We start from the raw sequence: 16,888 nt of genomic DNA, 5'->3' as shown, positions 1-16,888 counted from the left end.
GGCGCCTCGATCACGGCTTATCGCTCGGCGAGCACCGAAGGTAGCGCGAAGGTCCGCAGCACCCGCCCTAGTTCGTCAGACGTGGTTCGATCGTCGTGCAGAAGGGCAAAGGTGAGGATCCCCTGAATCCATCGCCCCGCCTCGTCGACCGTCACACCCGGCCGTAGTCGGCCGGCGGCGAGGGCCCTCTCCAGCACCGGTCGCGCCGTCTCGCGGATCAGCTCCTCGATCGGGTGGGAATGGCCGAAGATCTCCTCGACCCGAGCCGGCGGCAGCGCGGCGTTCAGCTCGCTGAGCTCGGTGTGGGCGGACGCCATCGCGACCGCTCGCATCAGGAAAGCCAGCAATGCCTCGTCGATGTCGTCTGGGTCGTTCTCGCCGGCCGCCAACAAGCTCTCCTTGAGCTCCTCGCAGCACTGCACGATGGCGATCTCGATGAGCTGCTCCCGACTCGAGACCGTGTTGTAGACCGTCTGCCGTACGACGCCAGCGGTCTGAGCGACATCGGCCATGGTGGCCCGCCGAACGCCGTACCGCGCGAAAGTCTGACGGGCGGCTCGAGCCAAGGTGGCGGTGGCAGCGTCCATGCTTAGATGCTAATCAGGTCGCGGTCATCCGGCGAGGTAGAAGCCGATGGTCAGGCAGCAGACCACCAGGCAGTAGACCTCGATCAGCACCCGCAGCGGCAGTGGCGCGTCCTTGAGCTCCATGAAGTACAGCCCGACGAAGCGGACCTTCACGAACGCGACCACCAGCACGATCAGGCTGGCCGTACGGACGCTGTCGACGAAGCCGTGGTCGGTGCCGAGCGCCCAAGAGACGACGGTCGCGATCACCAGGAACAGCCAGACGGCGCTCGCAGACGAGCGCAGGAGCTCGGCCGGCGTACGGATGTCGGGGTGGGTCGCGTTGAAGTTCTCAGCCGCGGACGTTGTGGAGTCGGTGCTAGTTTCCATCGGGTTCACCTCACCAGGAAGATCAGCGGGAACAGGACCAGCCAGAGCAGGTCGACCATGTGCCAGAAACACGCGCCGCCCTCGAAGAATGCGAACTGGCCGCGAGACAGAGAGGGCTTCCGGGACATCACGAACAGCACCGCCAACACTGCCAGGCCGAGCACCAGGTGGAAGGCGTGCAGCCCGGTCAGCACGAAGTAGTACATGAAGAAGTCGCTGGTCTGCGGGGTGATGCCGTGGTGGACCTTCTCGGCGTACTCGAAGACCTTGATGACGAGGAAGCCGGCCCCACACAGCCACGCGGCGGCGATGAGGACGGGCGCCTTTGCGCGCATCACCACGTTCGAGGAGTGGATGACCCGCATCGTCAGCACGATGAACAACGAACTGACCAGCAGCAGCACCGTGTTGACGGCGCCGAAGTTCTGATTGAGCTCTGCCTGATCGCGTGCGAAAGCGAGCGGGCCAGAGATCCGGGCGTGCAGGAACACACAGAAGAAGACGGCGAAGACGCACATGTCGCCGAAGATGAAGATCCAGGTGCCCTCCTCGCCGGGGATGCGGCGAGTCGTGCGCGCAGGCGCGGTGTCCACCCGTGTCTTGAGGTCGTTCTGGGTCATGGTCGGTCTCCGCTCAGAGCAGCGCTTCGGCAGGTTCGCTGGCATGCGCGCCCGTGCTACCGGCCGCGAGCTTCTCGGCCTCTTGGCCACGCAGAGCGCGGAAGAGGAGCCAGGACTGGACGGAGATCCACACACCGAACAGGGACAGCGGCGACCAGAAGACGAGCAGGCCGTTCCAGGACAGCAGGCCGCTCTTCGGGACGAAGGCGAAGGCGCCGGCCTCGAACATGATCGTGATCCACAAGGACAGGTAGCCCCACCAGCGCGGGAACGGGTTGTGCTTGACCAGCTGCGTCGCCGGGCGGAGGCAGAGGACGGTCACGCCGACCCACAAGAAGATGTAGAACTGGTCTGTCGTCACCAGGGTGAGCAGTCCGATCTGGTGCGCCAGCGCTGTGATCTCGGGGTTGCGATCTGCGGTGAAGGCCGCGGCGCCCCAGAAGATCGGAGGCAGGGCCAGCCAGATCGACATGACCGCACCGCTGACCAGCGACAGTGCGGCCCAGATCTTCGCGCCACCGGTCTCCACACGGGCCATTTGGATCGCGACCACGGCGAGGATCGGCATCATGAAGGCACCGGTCCAGCCGCTGATCACGGCCCCCCAACGGATCGACAGGCTGTTGTCGCGGTAGAACTCCGCGACTCTCTCGGCCGGCCAGTCGGCGGCCGGCGGCGGGACCATCTTCATCAGGAAGATCAACGCGATGGCGTACGCGACGGCGAGGCCGATGCCCCACCAGAGGATGGCTCGCTGGCTCTTCTCGGAGAATGAGCTGATGGCGGCTGGCATGACGCGCCTCCTGGGAGATCGACAGAACGTGGCGCTCGTCACGGTACGACAACTGGACACCACTTGTCGAGACGTCGTATCTCAAAATTACTGGGTGCCGACCTCACGGGCTCAGCCCGGCTCAGTGCCCTCAGCAATCTGGACAGTCAGGGCGCGATGAGCTTCGTAGCTGATGCAGCCCATCCAGATCGCGAAGGCGGCGAGCGGGATGTAGATGCCGACGATGCCATCCCACGCGAACGGCCCATCCCTGAAGAAGAGGACCAGGCCGGCCGGCGTGATCAGGATCGCCGCCCAGGCGGTGAGGTAACCGAGCCACCTCGGCAGGATCGGCTCGGCCCGCCGGTCGATGAAGATGGCCGCGACGATGCACCACATCTGCATCCACAGCGACCAGATCACGGTGACGAAGAGGATCCAGCCGAGGTCGTGCAGCGCCTGAGTCACAACGGCAGGGCGGTCGTCATACCGGAACGCGGCAGCCATCCAGACGCCGATCGGGATGATGAACTCCAGTGAGAGCAGGCCACAGGAGACCAACTGGGTCGAGGCGAGGACGCGGGCGCCGTCGATCCGCTTGAGCTGGCCAGAGATCGCCGCAGCCCACGGGACCAGCAGGGCCGAGGCGGCCATCACGATCACGAGCCCGACCCGGATCAGGGTCGGGTCGTCCGCGTACAGCCGCTTGATCTCCTCAGCACCCGCGCTCGGCGCGGACGGCGGAAAGAAACCCATCACGAAGATGAATGTGGCGAACCAGATGACCACCATCAGCGGGCCGGTCCAGATCAGGACGCGGTGCACTCGAGCTTCCACGGCGCTTCACTCCTTCAGAAAATTCGCTGCCCTCAAGGATGGACAAGCGAGTCTTTTTGAGACGACACTATGCATAAAAGCGACGTCACATGTACATCCTTTGTCCAACCGTCGCCTGCCCGGAACGAGACTCCCGCGACCGAGAACGGCGCTCGGGCACATGGCGGAAGGGCGTGACCCGCGCTACATTTTTGACATAGTTCATCTCAATATTTAGGAGAGCGCCGTGACCCCATCGCAGTTCATCCATCACAAGGTCCAGCTCGCGCTATGGGCCTGTGGCATCGGATTCGGAGTGTTGTTCTTCGTGGGACTCGCCCCACTCTCTGGATTCATCCCCCCGCCGTCACCCGAGATGTCAGGGAGCGACCTGCTGGCGAAGTACGCACCGCACATCAATCTGGTCAAGCTCGGCATCATCGTGGGTCTGCTGGGAAGCTCACTCCTGGTGCCGTGGTCGGTGCTGGTCGCCGCCCAGATCGCCCGCATGGAGGAGGGGCGCCGATTCCCGATCTGGTCCATCTTCTCGATCTGCTCGGGCACCGTGAACGCCGTCGCGTTCATCCTGCCGTTCATCTTCTGGGCCGGGGCTTACTACCGGGCCGACCGGTCACCCGAACTGGTGCAGCTGATCAGCGACATGACCTGGCTGGAGTTCCTGCTCTTCTTCCCCACCTTCAGCATGCAACTGATCTGTCTCGGCATCGCCGGCCTGACTCAGCGCCAAGGCGTCCAGGTCTTCCCGCGCTGGTTCTACTACCTGAACCTCTGGATGGCCGTCGTCGGTTCCACAGGGATCCTCTGCATCTTCTTCTTCTCCGGACCGTTCGCCTGGAACGGCGCCATCGGCTTCTACCTCCCGGTGGGCTCGTTCGTCCCGTTCCTGCTGATCACCTGGTGGCAGTTCTTCCGGGCGATCAAGGCCGAGAAGCGGCACTACGAGGAGTTGTCCGCCAGCGAACCAAACGTGCTGATGTCCACCTGAGACCGGACTTGGCGGCTAATGCTGCGCGAGGCCGTCCCGCAACTTTCCTACGTCGCCCGACAGGAGGACTCCAGCATGAAGCTGATAGCCGCAACCAAGGAGCACCTCGACGCAGTCGGGCCGACCGAGCTTCGCGAGCGAGGTCCTGAAGACATCGCACGGGACTTGCGCACACTCGGCCTGACCATCGATCGAATTGACCGCCGATGATAGCTCCGACCAATGACACGGTGCTCGAGCAACTTCTAGATGCGCGCCACAGCTGCCGCGCGTTCACCGACCGCGCGGTCGACGACGCCACCATCCAACGGCTCGTCCACCTTGCCCAGCGAAGTCCGTCGTGGTGCAACACACAGCCATGGCAGATCCATGTCACTCGACCAGCGACCACACGGCGCCTTGCTCGCGCCTTCGTCGACCACGCGTTCGCGTACGACCCGATGCCCGACATCCCGTTCCCCACAGAGTATCCCGGCATCTATGGCGAGCGCCGCCGAGCCTGCGGCTGGCAACTGTACGAGAGCGTGGGCGTCGTCCGCGGCGATCGTGCGGCTTCCTCGGTCGAGGCACTTCGCAATTACGCCCTCTTCGGTGCACCTCATACCGCGATCGTGACCACGGAACGGGCCCTTGGCACCTATGGTGCGATCGATTGCGGGGTCTTCCTCGGCCACTTCCTTGTCGCCGCCACCAGTTTGGGACTGGCGACGGTGCCGCAGGCCGCCCTGGCGGCAGTCGCGCCGGTCATCCGCACGGAACTGGGCCTTCCGGACAATCGCACAGTGGTCTTCGGTGTCTCCTTCGGCTACGAGGCTGATGGCGACCCGGTGAATGCTTTCCGGACACAGCGAGCCGCCATCAACGACGTACTCACCTTCGTGTGAACCATTCCCAACACCGCGATCCGGCACCGGTTCATGGCCGATCTCCCCGGCCACCTCACCGAGGAGTGGGCTCCGAGCGAGCCAGCCTCGCCACCCCCATCGATCTCGGCAGTCGCTTCGGCCGCGTGGAGAGCGGAATCCTGGCAGCGATACGCACCGATCGGCGCGGCCAGGAGGCCGTGATCGGCCTGCGCGGCGCGGGCGCCACCCTCGGTGAGGAAAGCCTGCTCGGGCACGGATTCGCTGACCCGGACATACGCTTCGAGGCCCTCGTGCCGTCGCAGGTCCGCTGGATGCCGTGGCCCTCCCCGGGCGATGACACCCAGACCGGCTTCAACAGCATCGAATGGGCGGCGACGTCGGTGATCGCCGCACGGATCCGAGTCCAGCTGGACCGTACCCACCGCAACCGCCTCCAGAGCATCGACCAGAAGGTTGCGGAGGCCCTCGTACTGCTCTCTGCGGAGACGGTGCACGGCAGTGACGAACCCGTACTGCACCACATCACACGGCAAACCCTCGCTCGCATCATCGGCCTCAATCGCTCGGTTGTGAGCACGATCTGTGCGAGCTTCATACGCCGCGGTTGGTGCCTTCTGGACGGCCGAGCGATCGTCGTGCTCGACGCCGACGCCCTACGAACCCATGCCGCGGGCAGGCTGTCGACCGCCACCGACTCACTCCATAAGCGGCTTCAACTCAGCCAACAGAGGCTTGTTACCCTCGTCGCCGAAGTTCGCCTCCACCGTGGAGCAGCAGCACCTTCGCCGACGAGCAGTGACCGAGTGGCATCATGAGCCGACCGGTCTGCCGGCGACCTAGGTACCGACCCGCTCGCGGCGTCGTCGCGGTTCAGGGCTCCATCTCCTGGACGTCGTTCACGGTTGGCGCCTCGATGTCCACATCTTTGCCCCACCCGTCCATGGTCATCACCATCGTCTGTCCGGCGACGGTGATCTCGACCTGCCGCATCAGATTGTTGCTGTCGAGGAGCGTGGCGAACTCCATCTCAGGCAGGTCATTGCTCGCGAGCGTGGTCGGATCCGCCCCAAACTCCGCGGCCTCCTCGCCGACCTGCTTCCGCACGTACTTCTCGTCGAGGGTGAGCCGGTAGGCATGCAGCTGTGCTCCCTTGATCTTCTCCTCGCCCTCGTAGTCGAGGCCAACAAGACTCTCGGCGTAGTCCGTTGCCATCGACTTCGGCGAGACGTCGTCGAGAAGCGAGGTCATCATCGTGCTGAATCCGGCCGGCATCCGGTCCCACTTCGACGCCCCGCCCTGGCGTAGATAGAGATTGCCGTCGACCAGTAGCACCTTGGTGTCGCCCAGGTCGCCCTTCATGGCAGCCTCCTTGCCGCCGACCTCCATCCACAGATCAAGGTCCTGGCCCTCCATGTCGCCGCTGACGTGGACCGTGTCGTTCTCGGCCATCGCCTTGCTGACGGCTGGCCCGAAGGTCTCCTTCGTCAACGGCTTGTACGGCGCCTGCTCGGTCTCGTCAGACTCACCACCGGAGCACGCGGAAAGAGCTGCGAGCAGCGAGACTGCGGCGGCGGCCAGCCAGCGGCGCCGAAACGCACGGCGGCCCATCACAGGACCCCACGAGCTGCCCGAGGAGCGAGGCTCGAATGTCGCGGGAGTTCTTTCACGACATGCTCCGGCATGCGGTTGTAGACGACGAGCATCGTCGCCGCGAGCGCCATGCAGACCGCGCCACCGAGCAGGAAGACCGTGTCCGCGAACGGACCCCGGAGCACGATCGAGGTCAGTCCGACGTAGAAGACACCGATGCCGAGGTAGGCCCAGAGCTGCCCCGCACCGACGCCACGGCGATCCCCGCGGCGGACCATCAGCCCGAGCGTGGCGGGGGCACACATCCCGAACGTGACGAGGAACGTCATGAGGTAGAGCGGGTCGTCGAGATAGGTCCGCACGACGGACCAGAAGACGACGCCGGTGACGAGCGCCCCGAGGCAGTAGGCCACCCACTGCGGCTGCGACATGCCTGGCGCGTTCTCCTCTCGGCCGTAGCGCACGGTCTGCACGAAGAAGATGCACTCGAAGGTGAAGGTCACGATGAGCCCGACCCAGAAGAGCTGCGGGAACCAGTGGTCGTACCGGTTGAACCAGTCGTCGTAGTTGAGCAGGTAGCTGCCGTCGTGGCCCATGAAAGCCGTCGTCGCCCACAATGCCATCGGTGCACAGCGGTCGCGCCGCGCCAGACGCTGACACTCGAAGAAGTAGTACCAGTTGCAGGCAAGGGCCAGCGCGCCGAGCGCCAGGAACAGAACCGTCCTGTCGTCCACGGCGGCGAAGACTGCATCAACGTCGTACATGGGACCTCTATTCATCAGGGCTATATTTTTCAGCCTAACGGTCTCATAATGTGACTACCGTCGCAACGCCAGTTACCGTCCAACCAAACAAAGGTCCCGCCCATGTACGACCCACAGACCATCCTCGCCGCGATCGACTCGCACACGCTGCCCATCATGCTCGGGTTCGGACTCGCCATGGTGCTGCAGAACATCGCCATGGTGACCGCGGTCGTGATGTCGCACCGCGAGCACTGGATATCGATCCCCCTCCCCTGCACCTTCCTCTGGTTCGCCCACGATCTCGGCGTCGTCGTACGGTTCGACACCTGGTTCAACACCTATGACCACTGGTTCCTGAAGTTGTTCTGGGTCGGTCTCGTCTCCGCCTTCCTCCTCGAGCTGGTCTTCCTCGCACAGGCCGTCCGGTACGGCCAGAAGGAGTTCCTGCCACGCGGGTCACGTGCCCAGTGGGCCACCCTCGTCCTCGCCGGCGCCGCGCTCACCACCCTGTGCTGGGAGTACCAGAAGACGATCTGGGACGACCCGCTCTACCAGGCGCTCGCCTCGACCACGATGTACGTCATCCCGCTCTTCGTGGTGCCGCTCGTCCTGAGGCGCGGCTCAGCCGTGGCACAGTCGCCCATCATCTACGGCTGCTTCGCCGGGATGGTCATCCTGTGGACGGCCGTCACCGCCGGTGCGTACGGTGACGCCTTCCGCACCTGGCAGTACCTCGCCTCCGCTGTCGCCGCCTTCGTGAGCCTGACTGCGACCGCCGCCTGGATCCACACGCTCCGCCGCGGCGAGATGCCGACTCCCACCAGGCTCGCGGCCGCCACACAGCAGCCGAACATGGCGACCCCGTGATCGCTCAGACTGCTCTCGTGCAGCGTCAGCGCCGCGCGAGAGCAGCCTGAGCGGCCAGCCTGCCTGGCCAGCCACTGACACCGCCGCCAGGGTGAACACCGGAGCCCGCGAGGAAGTAGCCCTCGACCGGAGTGACATAGCCCCCGAGGCCGTGCGCGGGCCGGTTCATCCCGAAGCGGAACGGCGTCATGTCGACGTGGAAGTAGCAGCCCGAGGGCGCGCCGTACGTGCCCTCGAAGTCAGCCGGCGACGTCACGATGCGACCGATCTCCGCGTCGAGGCCCGACATGTAGCGCTCGACCGAACCGAGCACGGCCTTGGCCACGCGATCCTTGCCATCGGCCCATCCGCCGGCGAGCACCGACGGCACGTTGGCCGCCAGATAGACGACGTCTTGGCCCTCCGGGGCGATCGTCGCGTCCGATGCCGACAGGACGGCCATGTAGACGGGCGGATTCTCGATGATCTCGCCCCGCCTGATCGCGGTCAGGTTGGCGATCTGGTCAGCGAACGTTCCGGTCATCAGCGCCGTACGTCGGATGTCGGCGCCGTCGTAGCGCTCGCGCAACCTCTCCCCCAGCGGGTAGCCGGCACGGCCACCGACCGCCATGTCGATCTTCATCGTGGCCGAGTTGTTGGAGGCCGCCGGCAACATGGCCGCCTTGGCACGCGTGCCCTCGTCGAGCACTCCGTCCGGCACGAGCCGGCCGAGAGAGAGCTGCGGGGCCGTCGTCGTCAGGACTCCCCAACCTGCTCGGACGATCTCGCCGCCGACCAGCCGCACTCCGGTCGCCCGGCCCTTGTCGACGATGATCTGCTCCACCGTGACGCCCGTGCGGACCTGGCCCCCACGGGCCTCGAGGTGCCGACCGAAGGACGCCGCGAGCGCCCCCATCCCGCCCTTGGGCCGAAGGACACCGGACGGCCGCGAGACCGCTGCCAGCCCGACGCAGTAGAAGCCGGTGGCATCCGCGTCGACAGGGCCGATCATGCTCGACCAGTAGGTGCAGAGCGCCCGCATCTGATCGCTCTCGAAGGTGTCCGCGACGAAGTCGACGAGGTTGGACGAGATCAACCGGCCGACCTGACGACGCATCGCCCGGTCCGGGGCGAGCTTGAGCAGCTTGCGCAGGATCGCGCGCTTCGGCAGGTCGTCGGGCTGGCTGGTCATCACCATCGACTGGACGTCGAGGATCCAGTCGAGCGCCGGCCGAAGCCCCGCATAGGCCCGGGCGTCGCGAGGTGAGAAGCGACGGATGTCCGCCTCCGTACGCGCGGCGTCATGGAAGAGCAGCAGTGTCGACCCGTCCTCGCCGATCCAGCCATAGGGATTCTCGAGGCGCGTCGAGGAATAGCCGTAGTCGGCCAAGCCGAGGTCACGGGCCAGGGAGGTCGAGGCCATGAACATGTCGTCCATGGCGCCGATGGAGAGGACATGGTCCGGCGCTTCCGGAAGGTAGGCATGGCTGTTCGCCAATCCGCCGAGCACGTTCTGCTTCTCGAGCACGAGCACAGAAGCGCCCTCCGCCGCCAGCGTGCAGGCGGCACTGAGGCCGTTGTGACCTCCGCCGATGACCACGTAGTCCCACTCGTCGCGCATGATCGCCACCCTAGGCCGACTCAATCTTTTTGGTCAACGATGTCTCATAATTTGCCCCGAGGTCTTGATCGGCGTTCACTCAACCCCTACTTTGAAGAGTATTCACTCTCTAGGCGAGGGGTCTCCCTTGGACGTACAGGCCACCTTCGACGCGCTCGACGACAACATCGTCCCGGTCTTCGCGCTCGCGTCGCTTGCCATGCTCGGCAACTACATCTGGTTCTTCGGCGCCATCTCGGCCGGCAAGCGAGATCGGGTCTTCACGATCCCGCTCTTCCTCACCTTCTTCTGGTTCGCGCACGACTCGTCCTTCGTCCTGAGCTACGACAGGTGGTTCAACACCTACGACCACTGGTTCCCCCAGCTCTTCTGGGTGCTGATCATCTTCACGGTCGGCTTCGAGCTCTACTACATGCGCCAAACGCTCCGCCTGGGACAAGCGGAGCTCGCACCCGGCCTCACTCCCCTGCAGTTCCGGATCGGGTTCATCATGTGCCTGGCCGCGATGTACATCGCCTGGATCTGGCTCAAGCAGTCCATGCAGGATCCGGTCTACCTCGACATCTTTGCGCTCACCATCCTCAGCTACCCATGCCTGGCGATCGGGATGATGCTGCGCCGCGGCGACCGCCGTGGCTTCAACGGCGTGATGTGCGCCGGCTTCCTCATGATGACGTTTTGTTACTTCACCGCCTCGACCATCTTCTTCGGTCCGTACTTCCAGCGCCCGTCCTACTACCTGGTCGCTGTCGCGTCCTGCGTCACAGCCGCCGCGATGACATGGGTCTACCTGCACCTGCCGCCCGCCCCAGCGTCCACCAGCACCGCCTCGGACCGCTCGGAGGTGACGGCATGAACGCCCGTACCGCGCTGACCGTCCATCGCCTGGCCCTGGGCGGCGTCGCCCTCCTGGCTCCACGCTTCGCCGGCCGCCTCTTCGGACTGGACTTCGCCGCACATCCCCTCGGCGCAGTCCTGACGCGACTGATGGCTTCGCGCAACCTCTTGCTCGGCGTCGGCCTGCTGGCCAGCGACAGCCGGCAGATGCTCAAGCTCAACCAGGCCGTGGACCTGATCGACCTGGCCACCGTCGCCGACGAGACGCGTCGCGGCGCGATTCCCCTCAGAGCCACGGTGATCGGCGGCCTGACCGCCGCCTCCGCGACGGCCCTCGGCGCTGCCGCCCTACGCTGATCGGACCCCGGCACTAGGGTGCTTTTCGTGAGCCCCAGCAACCCCGACACCCCTCCGCGCAGGCAACGACGTAGCTCGGACGAAGTCCGGCGCCTGATCCTCGAGGCCGCCGTACAGCTCTTCGGGGACAAGGGCTTCGCCGCAACGACGACGCGCGAGATCGCCGAGCGCGCCCAGGTGCGCGAAACCACGATGCTCCGCATCTACGACTCCAAGGAGCACCTCTACAACGAGGCAGTGCTCCGCCCTTTCACCGACTTCCTGGACACCTTCAGCACACACTGGCTGGACACAGTGACCCCAGGCGGGCACCCGGACGAAGTTCTCGAGCAGTTCGTCACCGAGCTCCATGACCTGGTCCGCGAGAACCGCGCGCTGATCGCCGCACTCGGCTCACAGCAGGCGTCGGCTCGCCACACCCAAGAGGCGCTCGACCATCTCGAGTCCGTCGGCAACGCGATCGCCGAGCGCTACGACCTCGACTTCGATGTGCCGGTCGCCATCAGGATCGCCACAGCCTCGGTCATCGCGACCACGCTGCTCGAAGACTCGCTCTTCCCTCCGGAACTACGGGGCGACCGCCTGCGCGCCGAGCTGAAGCGGATGCTCGTCGGCGCGACTCTCTACCGGGCGGATCGGTGACCCCACCGGGTCGGCGACACCACTCGGCCGACCACCCGGAGACCCCAAAGGTGTGACCCAGGTAGCGCTTCCTGATTTTTTCGACGTATCATCTCAATAATAGTGAACGTCGACATGGCACGTGACCACCATCACCACGCCATGCACAATCAGCCCCCGAATGGAGCCCACCATGGCCAAGCGCCCGACCTACAGCAATGAAGCCGACTACGTAGTCATCGGCTCCGGCAGCTCCGGTGCAGCCGTCGCCAGCCGCCTTGCCCAGTCGGGCGCCAGCGTGATCATGCTCGAGGCCGGCAAGTCCGACAACAAGGGCATGCACGGCTACATGACCAAGAAACCCGGGATGTGCGCGCCCATGCACTTCGACGAGCGCCTGGAGAAGGGGTTCGACTGGGGCTACAAGTCCACGCCGCAGGCTCACGCCGGTGGGCGCGAGATGCTCGTGACCCGCGGCAAGGTCATGGGCGGGTCCAGCTCGGTCAACGGCATGGTCTACGTACGCGGCAACCGAGCCAACTTCGACTCCTGGGCCGCCGAGGGCAACACCGGCTGGTCCGCCGACGAGGTCAACGCTGCGTACAAGCGCTCAGAAGACTTCGAGGACGGCGAGAACGCCTACCGCGGCTCCGGAGGCCCCATCAAGGTGACCCGCAGCAAGATCACCCAGGAGGGCACCCTCCAGTTCATCCAGGCCACCTCCGAGACCCTCGGCGTCAAGATCAACGACGACTACAACGGGGCCGAGCAGGAGGGCATCTCGATCATGCAGGAGAACGTCCGAGACGGCGTTCGCTACTCCTCAACCCGCGGCTATGTCCACGACCTGGCACCGCGCACGCTCGAGGTGCAGACCGAGGTCCTGGCCACAAAGATCGTCATCGAGGCCGGTCGGGCCGTCGGTGTCGACGTCCTCGACCAGGGCAAGGACGGCGGCCGCCGGACGATCCGCGCCGGCAGGGAGGTCATCGTCTCCGGAGGCTTCATCAACAGTCCGCAGCTGTTGATGCTCTCCGGGATCGGACCCGCGGACCACCTCCGCTCCCTGGGCATCGACTGCATCGCAGACCTGCCGGTCGGCGACAACCTGCACGACCACATGTTTCACCCGCTGTCGTTCCAGCTCTCCACGATCACGCACAAGTCGACGCCCGGCTTCTTCCTCAAGGGCATGGCGAAGAACTTGATGGGCAAGGACACGTTCCTCAACCACTCGATCTTCGAGTCGGTCGGGTTCGTTCGCAGCTCGATGGCCACCGACGTTCCCGACATCCAGCTGCACGCCATCCCGTGGAGCTACCCGGACCCGGGCGCCGGTGACCACGGCGAGCAGAAGCCGGACCCGCGCCCGTCGCTGGGTGTCTTCTCCACGCTCATCTACCCGAAGAGCCGCGGCACGATCCGCCTGGCGTCGGCCAACCCAACCGTCGCACCCCGCATCGACTACGGCTACCTCTCCGAGCCCGACGACCTCAAGATCCTGGCCGAAGGCACTGAGATGATCCGCGCGATCATGTCGAGCTCGACGTTCGGCGGCGCGGTGAGGGAGGAGATCTACCCCGGCAACGACGTACGCAAGGACAGCATCGAGGCGATCCGCCGGCGTGCGGTCTCCGTGATGCACGCTGTCGGTACGTGCCGGATGGGTGTCGACGAGCGTGCCGTGGTCGGGCCCGACCTCAAGGTGCGCGGCGTCGAGGGCCTCCGGGTCGTCGACGCCTCGATCATGCCGAGCATCACCGGCGGCAACACCAACGCCCCCTGCTACATGATCGGCGAGCGCGCCTCCGACTTCATCCTCGGTCGCGCCTGACGAGCACGAACGAGCGCCCGGTTCCTCCCCCAGAGAAACCGGGCGCTCGTTGCTCTCAGGAGACTCGTCTACGCGCGCAGGACCCGGTCCTCGGCGGGTCGACAGCCTCGCGGTCACCCCAGCGCCCCAGCATCCCCTTGACACTACTTAGAGAGTGTTTACACTCTAATCATGGCCTCGCTCGTCGCGCCCCATCGCGCCACCTCGTCCTTCATCCCCACGCCGTCGCGGCTCCCCCAGAAGCTCTGCATCTGGGCGGGACCGGTGATGGGCGTCCTCTTCGTGATCGGCTTCGTGATCGCGGGGTTCTTCCCCCCGCCGTCGCCCGACCAGACCGCCGCCGAGGTAGCCGCGATGATCGACCGCGACCGCACGGCCATCCGGTTCGGCATCGTGCTCTGCCTCGCCTCGTGCGGCCTCTTGATGCCGTTCATGACCGCGTTCACGATCCAGATGCGCCGCATCGAGGGGACACGCCCGATCCTCGCCTACACCCAGCTGGCCCTCGCCACGATGGCGACCATCGAGTTCGTGATCCCCTACGTCTTCATGCTCGTCTCGACCTACCGTGCCGACACCGACCCCGAGGTCACCCGGGCCCTCTTCGACATCAGCTGGTTCTTCTTCCTCGGCGTGATCTGCACCTTCGTGCTGCAGCTGGCGATCTTCGGTGCGGCGATCCTCATGGACAGGCGAGAGACCCCGATCTTCCCGCGCTGGCTCGGCTACACCAACCTCTGGCTGTCACTGATGTTCACGCCGGCGAGCACCATCGTCTTCTTCAAGGACGGCCCGTTCGCCTGGAACGGCGTCTTCGTCTGGTGGGTCCCGGTGACGGCGTTCCTGGTCTGGTTCCTGCCCAACTTCGCAATGCTGCTGAAGGCCGTCGACGCGGACGACCTGACCCCGAGCGAGCGCGACCGGGGCCTCGTCGACGAGGTCGCCGAGCTGCGCCGCCGACTAGACCTGCTGGCCGACTGAGGACTCAGTCGTCTCGATCCGCCGGCCAGGCCCCATGGATGGTCAGCATGGCCATCTCGTGGATCAGAGCATCCACCGAGGGCCTCCCGCCGGCAGCAGAGGGATAGAGCAGATCCGCGAAGATGGTCTGACTCATGACCAGACCGGCCACCAGCCGCACCACGATGCGGGTGTCGAAGTCACGGAACCCTCGCTGCTGCTGCTCGACGTCGAGCAGCTCGGCGAACCGGTCGAGGGCCGGCGCGAGCGCCGCGGAGACCGCTTCCCCTGACCCAGACTGCGGATCCTGGGTCGAGACCAGGGCCGTGAGCAACGCACGATTCTCAGCGAAGACGTCATAGAGACCCCGGTAGAGATCCGAGGCCTCCTGCACCGGATCACGTACGCCCGAAGCACGCTCGCTCCACACCTTGACGTAGTCGTCGAGGTGCTCCACGAACGGCGCGACGGCGGCCGCCTCGAAGAGCTTCGCCTTGGACCCGAAGTGCCGAAAGATCATCTGCTCTGAGACCCCGGCGAGTTCAGCGATCTGCCGAGTGGTCACGGACTCGTAGCCCTCGGCAGCGAAGAGGTCACGTGCCGCTCGCATCAGCAGATTGCGCCCGTGCCCCCAGGCCGGACTCGCCGCCCTGCGGGAGTTCGTCGTCATCGGTCCCCACTGTCGATCGAGAGTTTTGCCATTCTAGGTGGTGTAGTGCCACTACACCATGGTGTACCGTTCATGTATGATAGTGACGCAGGCCACTCCGGCGCGCCAGGCAGCAACACCCCGCAGCCGGCGGATCATGCCGGTCGGCCGACTCCAGTGGTGGTTCCTCGTCGCGGGCGGCCACACCCTGACGGTCCTGTTCATCGTCGGCTGGTTCGGCCTCGCCCGGTTCTTCCCACCTCCCTCGCCCGAGCTCTCCGCCACGGCGATCGCGCAGCGCTATGCGGAGGACAAGGACGGCATCCGGCTCGGCGCGACGCTGATGTTCGCCAGCTTCGCCCTCTGGGCGGGCTGGGGCGCCGTCATCATCACGTGGGTGTGGCGCCGGGTCTCGGGCGGGCGGATCCTCGCGATCGCGATGACGATCAGCCTGACCATCGCGGAGATGGTGGGCGTGCTCTGCGCGTTCTTCTGGGCCATGGGCGCCTTCCGGCCGGGAGAGGTGAGCGCCGACATCACCATGACCCTCAACGACGCCGGCTGGCTCATGTTCGTCCTGCCGTGGCCGCCGTGGAGCTTCCTCTGCATCTGCCTCGCCCTCGCGATCTTCCGAGACCGCAGCAGCGAGCCGACGTTCCCCCGCTGGGTCGGCTACGTCAGCCTCCTGACCGCGCTGCTCTTCGTCCCCGCCGGCCTGCCACTCTTCTTCAAGAGCAGCGAGATGGCCTACGACGGCGTGCTGGGGATGTACGTGCCCTTCATCGTCTTCTTCGTCTGGGTCGAATCGGTCACCTGGGCCATGGGCCGCCGCGTCGCCATCGAGAATCCGGACGCACCGTGCGATCAGAGCTTCACGCTCGTAGAAGAAGGTGTCGCATGAGTGTGTCCGTCCACGATCCCGTGCCGCCCGCCACGCGTCGCCGGATTCCCGGCGAGGCCGGCATCTGGGTCTTCATCCTGGGCGACCTCGCGATCTTCGCGCTGTTCTTCGCGACGTTCGTCGTCGACCGGTCCAAGCAACCCGACCTGTTCAACGCCTCGCGCGCCGAGCTCCACATCTCTTGGGGAGCTGTCAACACGCTGCTCCTGCTGACCGCTTCCCTGTTCGTCGCCTGGGCCGTGCACGCCGCCCGGGACGGGCTGCCGGCCGTCGCCTCGCGTTTCCTGCTCTGGGCCATGGGCTGCGGCGGCCTCTTCGGCATCAACAAGGTCATCGAGTACACGGACAAGATCTCCTCGGGGCACGGCCCCGACACCAACATCTTCTTCACCTACTACTTCTGCTTCACGGGCCTGCACGCGCTGCACCTGATCATCGGGCTCTGCGTCCTCGCCCGGATGCGCTGGCTCCTCGCCCAGCCCGACTTCGGGCCGGACGACATCGGCACTCTCGAGAGCGCGGCGACCTACTGGCACCTCGTCGACCTGCTCTGGATCGCCCTGTTCGCGCTGCTCTACCTGATGACCTGAGGGAATGCGATGACCACTTCGTACGCCGCCAAGATGCTGCGGCATCAGTCCACGATCGTCTGGGCGCTGCTCATGATCGCCACCATCGCCTCGTGGCACCTCGGCACGGATCACGCATTCGCCGGCGGTGCGCGCGTCGCCACGGTCGGCGTAATCGTCATCGCGTTCATCAAGGTCGCCATGGTGACCACCAGCTTCATGGAGGTCGCTCACGCGCCACGCCTGCTGCAGTCCCTCGTCCACGGCTGGACCTTCCTCGTCTGTGCCCTGCTCGCCCTCCTCTACCTGGCGCTCTGATCC

General features: G+C 65.6%; 21 protein-coding genes. 12 read left to right on the top strand and 9 right to left on the bottom strand.

What is annotated here, in order from left to right; translation table 11 throughout:
• Positions 1 to 17: 17 nt before the first annotated feature.
• From ACIRON_RS16900 to ACIRON_RS16880, 5 genes are all read right to left on the bottom strand, one after another.
• On the bottom strand, positions 18 to 587 hold the full coding sequence (locus ACIRON_RS16900; RefSeq protein WP_402993585.1) for a TetR/AcrR family transcriptional regulator: 570 nt from the start codon (positions 585 to 587) through the stop codon (positions 18 to 20).
• A gap of 24 nt (positions 588 to 611) precedes the next feature.
• Positions 612 to 956: a cytochrome C oxidase subunit IV family protein gene (locus ACIRON_RS16895; protein ID WP_402993583.1), complete on the bottom strand. Its 345-nt coding sequence runs from the start codon at positions 954 to 956 to the stop codon at positions 612 to 614.
• A gap of 5 nt (positions 957 to 961) precedes the next feature.
• The gene (locus ACIRON_RS16890; protein WP_402993581.1) at positions 962 to 1,576 is read right to left on the bottom strand and encodes a cytochrome c oxidase subunit 3; all 615 of its coding nucleotides are present in this window, start codon (positions 1,574 to 1,576) and stop codon (positions 962 to 964) included.
• Between the two features lie 13 nt (positions 1,577 to 1,589).
• Entirely contained in the window at positions 1,590 to 2,369 is a 780-nt protein-coding gene (locus ACIRON_RS16885; protein ID WP_402993579.1) for a hypothetical protein, read from the bottom strand.
• A 111-nt stretch (positions 2,370 to 2,480) separates the two neighbouring features.
• Positions 2,481 to 3,185, bottom strand: coding sequence for a hypothetical protein (locus ACIRON_RS16880; protein WP_402993577.1), 705 nt, complete (start codon positions 3,183 to 3,185; stop codon positions 2,481 to 2,483).
• Between the two features lie 226 nt (positions 3,186 to 3,411).
• Between ACIRON_RS16880 and ACIRON_RS16875 the strand changes: the two genes are divergently transcribed.
• The 3 genes from ACIRON_RS16875 (at position 3,412) to ACIRON_RS16865 (ending at position 5,851) form a co-directional block, all read left to right on the top strand.
• Positions 3,412 to 4,170 carry a hypothetical protein gene (locus ACIRON_RS16875; RefSeq protein ID WP_402993575.1) on the top strand — a complete coding sequence of 253 codons (759 nt, stop codon included), beginning with the start codon at positions 3,412 to 3,414 and terminating at the stop codon, positions 4,168 to 4,170.
• A 230-nt stretch (positions 4,171 to 4,400) separates the two neighbouring features.
• A complete protein-coding gene (locus ACIRON_RS16870) occupies positions 4,401 to 5,054 on the top strand; it encodes a nitroreductase (protein ID WP_402993573.1) in 654 nt (217 codons plus the stop codon).
• A gap of 125 nt (positions 5,055 to 5,179) precedes the next feature.
• On the top strand, positions 5,180 to 5,851 hold the full coding sequence (locus ACIRON_RS16865; RefSeq protein ID WP_402993571.1) for a Crp/Fnr family transcriptional regulator: 672 nt from the start codon (positions 5,180 to 5,182) through the stop codon (positions 5,849 to 5,851).
• 55 nt (positions 5,852 to 5,906) lie between these two features.
• Here ACIRON_RS16865 and ACIRON_RS16860 read toward each other — a convergent pair whose 3' ends face one another.
• Together ACIRON_RS16860 and ACIRON_RS16855 are read right to left on the bottom strand one after the other, a co-directional pair.
• On the bottom strand, positions 5,907 to 6,644 hold the full coding sequence (locus ACIRON_RS16860; RefSeq protein ID WP_402993569.1) for a hypothetical protein: 738 nt from the start codon (positions 6,642 to 6,644) through the stop codon (positions 5,907 to 5,909).
• Entirely contained in the window at positions 6,644 to 7,390 is a 747-nt protein-coding gene (locus ACIRON_RS16855) for a hypothetical protein (RefSeq protein ID WP_402993567.1), read from the bottom strand. The genes ACIRON_RS16860 and ACIRON_RS16855 overlap by 1 nt, the downstream gene beginning before the upstream one ends.
• A 102-nt stretch (positions 7,391 to 7,492) precedes the next feature.
• Here ACIRON_RS16855 and ACIRON_RS16850 point away from each other — a divergent pair, with 102 nt between their 5' ends.
• Complete coding sequence (locus tag ACIRON_RS16850) at positions 7,493 to 8,239, top strand: hypothetical protein (RefSeq protein ID WP_402993565.1); 747 nt, start codon at positions 7,493 to 7,495, stop codon at positions 8,237 to 8,239.
• Positions 8,240 to 8,264: 25 nt separating this feature from the next.
• On the opposite strand, the gene ACIRON_RS16845 is transcribed toward ACIRON_RS16850, so the two are convergent.
• The gene (locus tag ACIRON_RS16845) at positions 8,265 to 9,839 is read right to left on the bottom strand and encodes a phytoene desaturase family protein (protein ID WP_402993563.1); all 1,575 of its coding nucleotides are present in this window, start codon (positions 9,837 to 9,839) and stop codon (positions 8,265 to 8,267) included.
• Between the two features lie 127 nt (positions 9,840 to 9,966).
• Between ACIRON_RS16845 and ACIRON_RS16840 the strand changes: the two genes are divergently transcribed.
• The 5 genes from ACIRON_RS16840 (at position 9,967) to ACIRON_RS16820 (ending at position 14,469) form a co-directional block, all read left to right on the top strand.
• Entirely contained in the window at positions 9,967 to 10,695 is a 729-nt protein-coding gene (locus ACIRON_RS16840; RefSeq protein ID WP_402993561.1) for a hypothetical protein, read from the top strand.
• A complete protein-coding gene (locus tag ACIRON_RS16835) occupies positions 10,692 to 11,033 on the top strand; it encodes a hypothetical protein (RefSeq protein ID WP_402993559.1) in 342 nt (113 codons plus the stop codon). Before ACIRON_RS16840 ends, ACIRON_RS16835 begins: the two co-directional genes overlap by 4 nt.
• A 27-nt stretch (positions 11,034 to 11,060) precedes the next feature.
• Positions 11,061 to 11,675 (top strand): TetR/AcrR family transcriptional regulator, encoded by a 615-nt coding sequence (locus ACIRON_RS16830; RefSeq protein WP_402993557.1) that lies wholly within the window; start codon positions 11,061 to 11,063, stop codon positions 11,673 to 11,675.
• A gap of 172 nt (positions 11,676 to 11,847) precedes the next feature.
• Positions 11,848 to 13,488, top strand: coding sequence for a GMC family oxidoreductase (locus ACIRON_RS16825; RefSeq protein WP_402993555.1), 1,641 nt, complete (start codon positions 11,848 to 11,850; stop codon positions 13,486 to 13,488).
• A 171-nt stretch (positions 13,489 to 13,659) separates the two neighbouring features.
• Positions 13,660 to 14,469 (top strand): hypothetical protein, encoded by an 810-nt coding sequence (locus ACIRON_RS16820; RefSeq protein ID WP_402993553.1) that lies wholly within the window; start codon positions 13,660 to 13,662, stop codon positions 14,467 to 14,469.
• Between the two features lie 4 nt (positions 14,470 to 14,473).
• On the opposite strand, the gene ACIRON_RS16815 is transcribed toward ACIRON_RS16820, so the two are convergent.
• Positions 14,474 to 15,118, bottom strand: coding sequence for a TetR/AcrR family transcriptional regulator (locus tag ACIRON_RS16815; protein ID WP_402993551.1), 645 nt, complete (start codon positions 15,116 to 15,118; stop codon positions 14,474 to 14,476).
• 76 nt (positions 15,119 to 15,194) lie between these two features.
• Here ACIRON_RS16815 and ACIRON_RS16810 point away from each other — a divergent pair, with 76 nt between their 5' ends.
• From ACIRON_RS16810 to ACIRON_RS16800, 3 genes are read left to right on the top strand one after another with little or no spacing between them, the layout of a single operon-like run.
• Positions 15,195 to 15,998: a hypothetical protein gene (locus ACIRON_RS16810; protein ID WP_402993549.1), complete on the top strand. Its 804-nt coding sequence runs from the start codon at positions 15,195 to 15,197 to the stop codon at positions 15,996 to 15,998.
• Positions 15,995 to 16,588: a cytochrome c oxidase subunit 3 family protein gene (locus ACIRON_RS16805; RefSeq protein ID WP_402993547.1), complete on the top strand. Its 594-nt coding sequence runs from the start codon at positions 15,995 to 15,997 to the stop codon at positions 16,586 to 16,588. The genes ACIRON_RS16810 and ACIRON_RS16805 overlap by 4 nt, the downstream gene beginning before the upstream one ends.
• A 9-nt stretch (positions 16,589 to 16,597) precedes the next feature.
• Positions 16,598 to 16,885, top strand: coding sequence for a cytochrome C oxidase subunit IV family protein (locus ACIRON_RS16800; RefSeq protein WP_402993545.1), 288 nt, complete (start codon positions 16,598 to 16,600; stop codon positions 16,883 to 16,885).
• Positions 16,886 to 16,888: the final 3 nt, after the last annotated feature.

Source organism: Nocardioides sp. NPDC101246 (assembly GCF_044767415.1).
GTDB lineage: Bacteria > Actinomycetota > Actinomycetes > Propionibacteriales > Nocardioidaceae > Nocardioides.
Note: the sequence above shows the minus strand (reverse complement) of the source record. Positions and strands in the feature narration are given on the sequence as shown.

Bases quoted from the DNA above. Each gene is read 5' to 3' on its own strand.
- ACIRON_RS16900 (WP_402993585.1), bottom strand. From the start codon at position 587: ATGGACGCTGCCACCGCCACCTTGGCTCGAGCCGCCCGTCAGACTTTC.
- ACIRON_RS16895 (WP_402993583.1), bottom strand. From the start codon at position 956: ATGGAAACTAGCACCGACTCCACAACGTCCGCGGCTGAGAACTTCAAC.
- ACIRON_RS16890 (WP_402993581.1), bottom strand. From the start codon at position 1,576: ATGACCCAGAACGACCTCAAGACACGGGTGGACACCGCGCCTGCGCGC.
- ACIRON_RS16885 (WP_402993579.1), bottom strand. From the start codon at position 2,369: ATGCCAGCCGCCATCAGCTCATTCTCCGAGAAGAGCCAGCGAGCCATC.
- ACIRON_RS16860 (WP_402993569.1), bottom strand. From the start codon at position 6,644: ATGGGCCGCCGTGCGTTTCGGCGCCGCTGGCTGGCCGCCGCCGCAGTC.
- ACIRON_RS16855 (WP_402993567.1), bottom strand. From the start codon at position 7,390: ATGTACGACGTTGATGCAGTCTTCGCCGCCGTGGACGACAGGACGGTT.
- ACIRON_RS16850 (WP_402993565.1), top strand. From the start codon at position 7,493: ATGTACGACCCACAGACCATCCTCGCCGCGATCGACTCGCACACGCTG.
- ACIRON_RS16845 (WP_402993563.1), bottom strand. From the start codon at position 9,839: ATGCGCGACGAGTGGGACTACGTGGTCATCGGCGGAGGTCACAACGGC.
- ACIRON_RS16835 (WP_402993559.1), top strand. From the start codon at position 10,692: ATGAACGCCCGTACCGCGCTGACCGTCCATCGCCTGGCCCTGGGCGGC.
- ACIRON_RS16825 (WP_402993555.1), top strand. From the start codon at position 11,848: ATGGCCAAGCGCCCGACCTACAGCAATGAAGCCGACTACGTAGTCATC.
- ACIRON_RS16820 (WP_402993553.1), top strand. From the start codon at position 13,660: ATGGCCTCGCTCGTCGCGCCCCATCGCGCCACCTCGTCCTTCATCCCC.
- ACIRON_RS16815 (WP_402993551.1), bottom strand. From the start codon at position 15,118: ATGACGACGAACTCCCGCAGGGCGGCGAGTCCGGCCTGGGGGCACGGG.
- ACIRON_RS16810 (WP_402993549.1), top strand. From the start codon at position 15,195: ATGATAGTGACGCAGGCCACTCCGGCGCGCCAGGCAGCAACACCCCGC.
- ACIRON_RS16805 (WP_402993547.1), top strand. From the start codon at position 15,995: ATGAGTGTGTCCGTCCACGATCCCGTGCCGCCCGCCACGCGTCGCCGG.
- ACIRON_RS16800 (WP_402993545.1), top strand. From the start codon at position 16,598: ATGACCACTTCGTACGCCGCCAAGATGCTGCGGCATCAGTCCACGATC.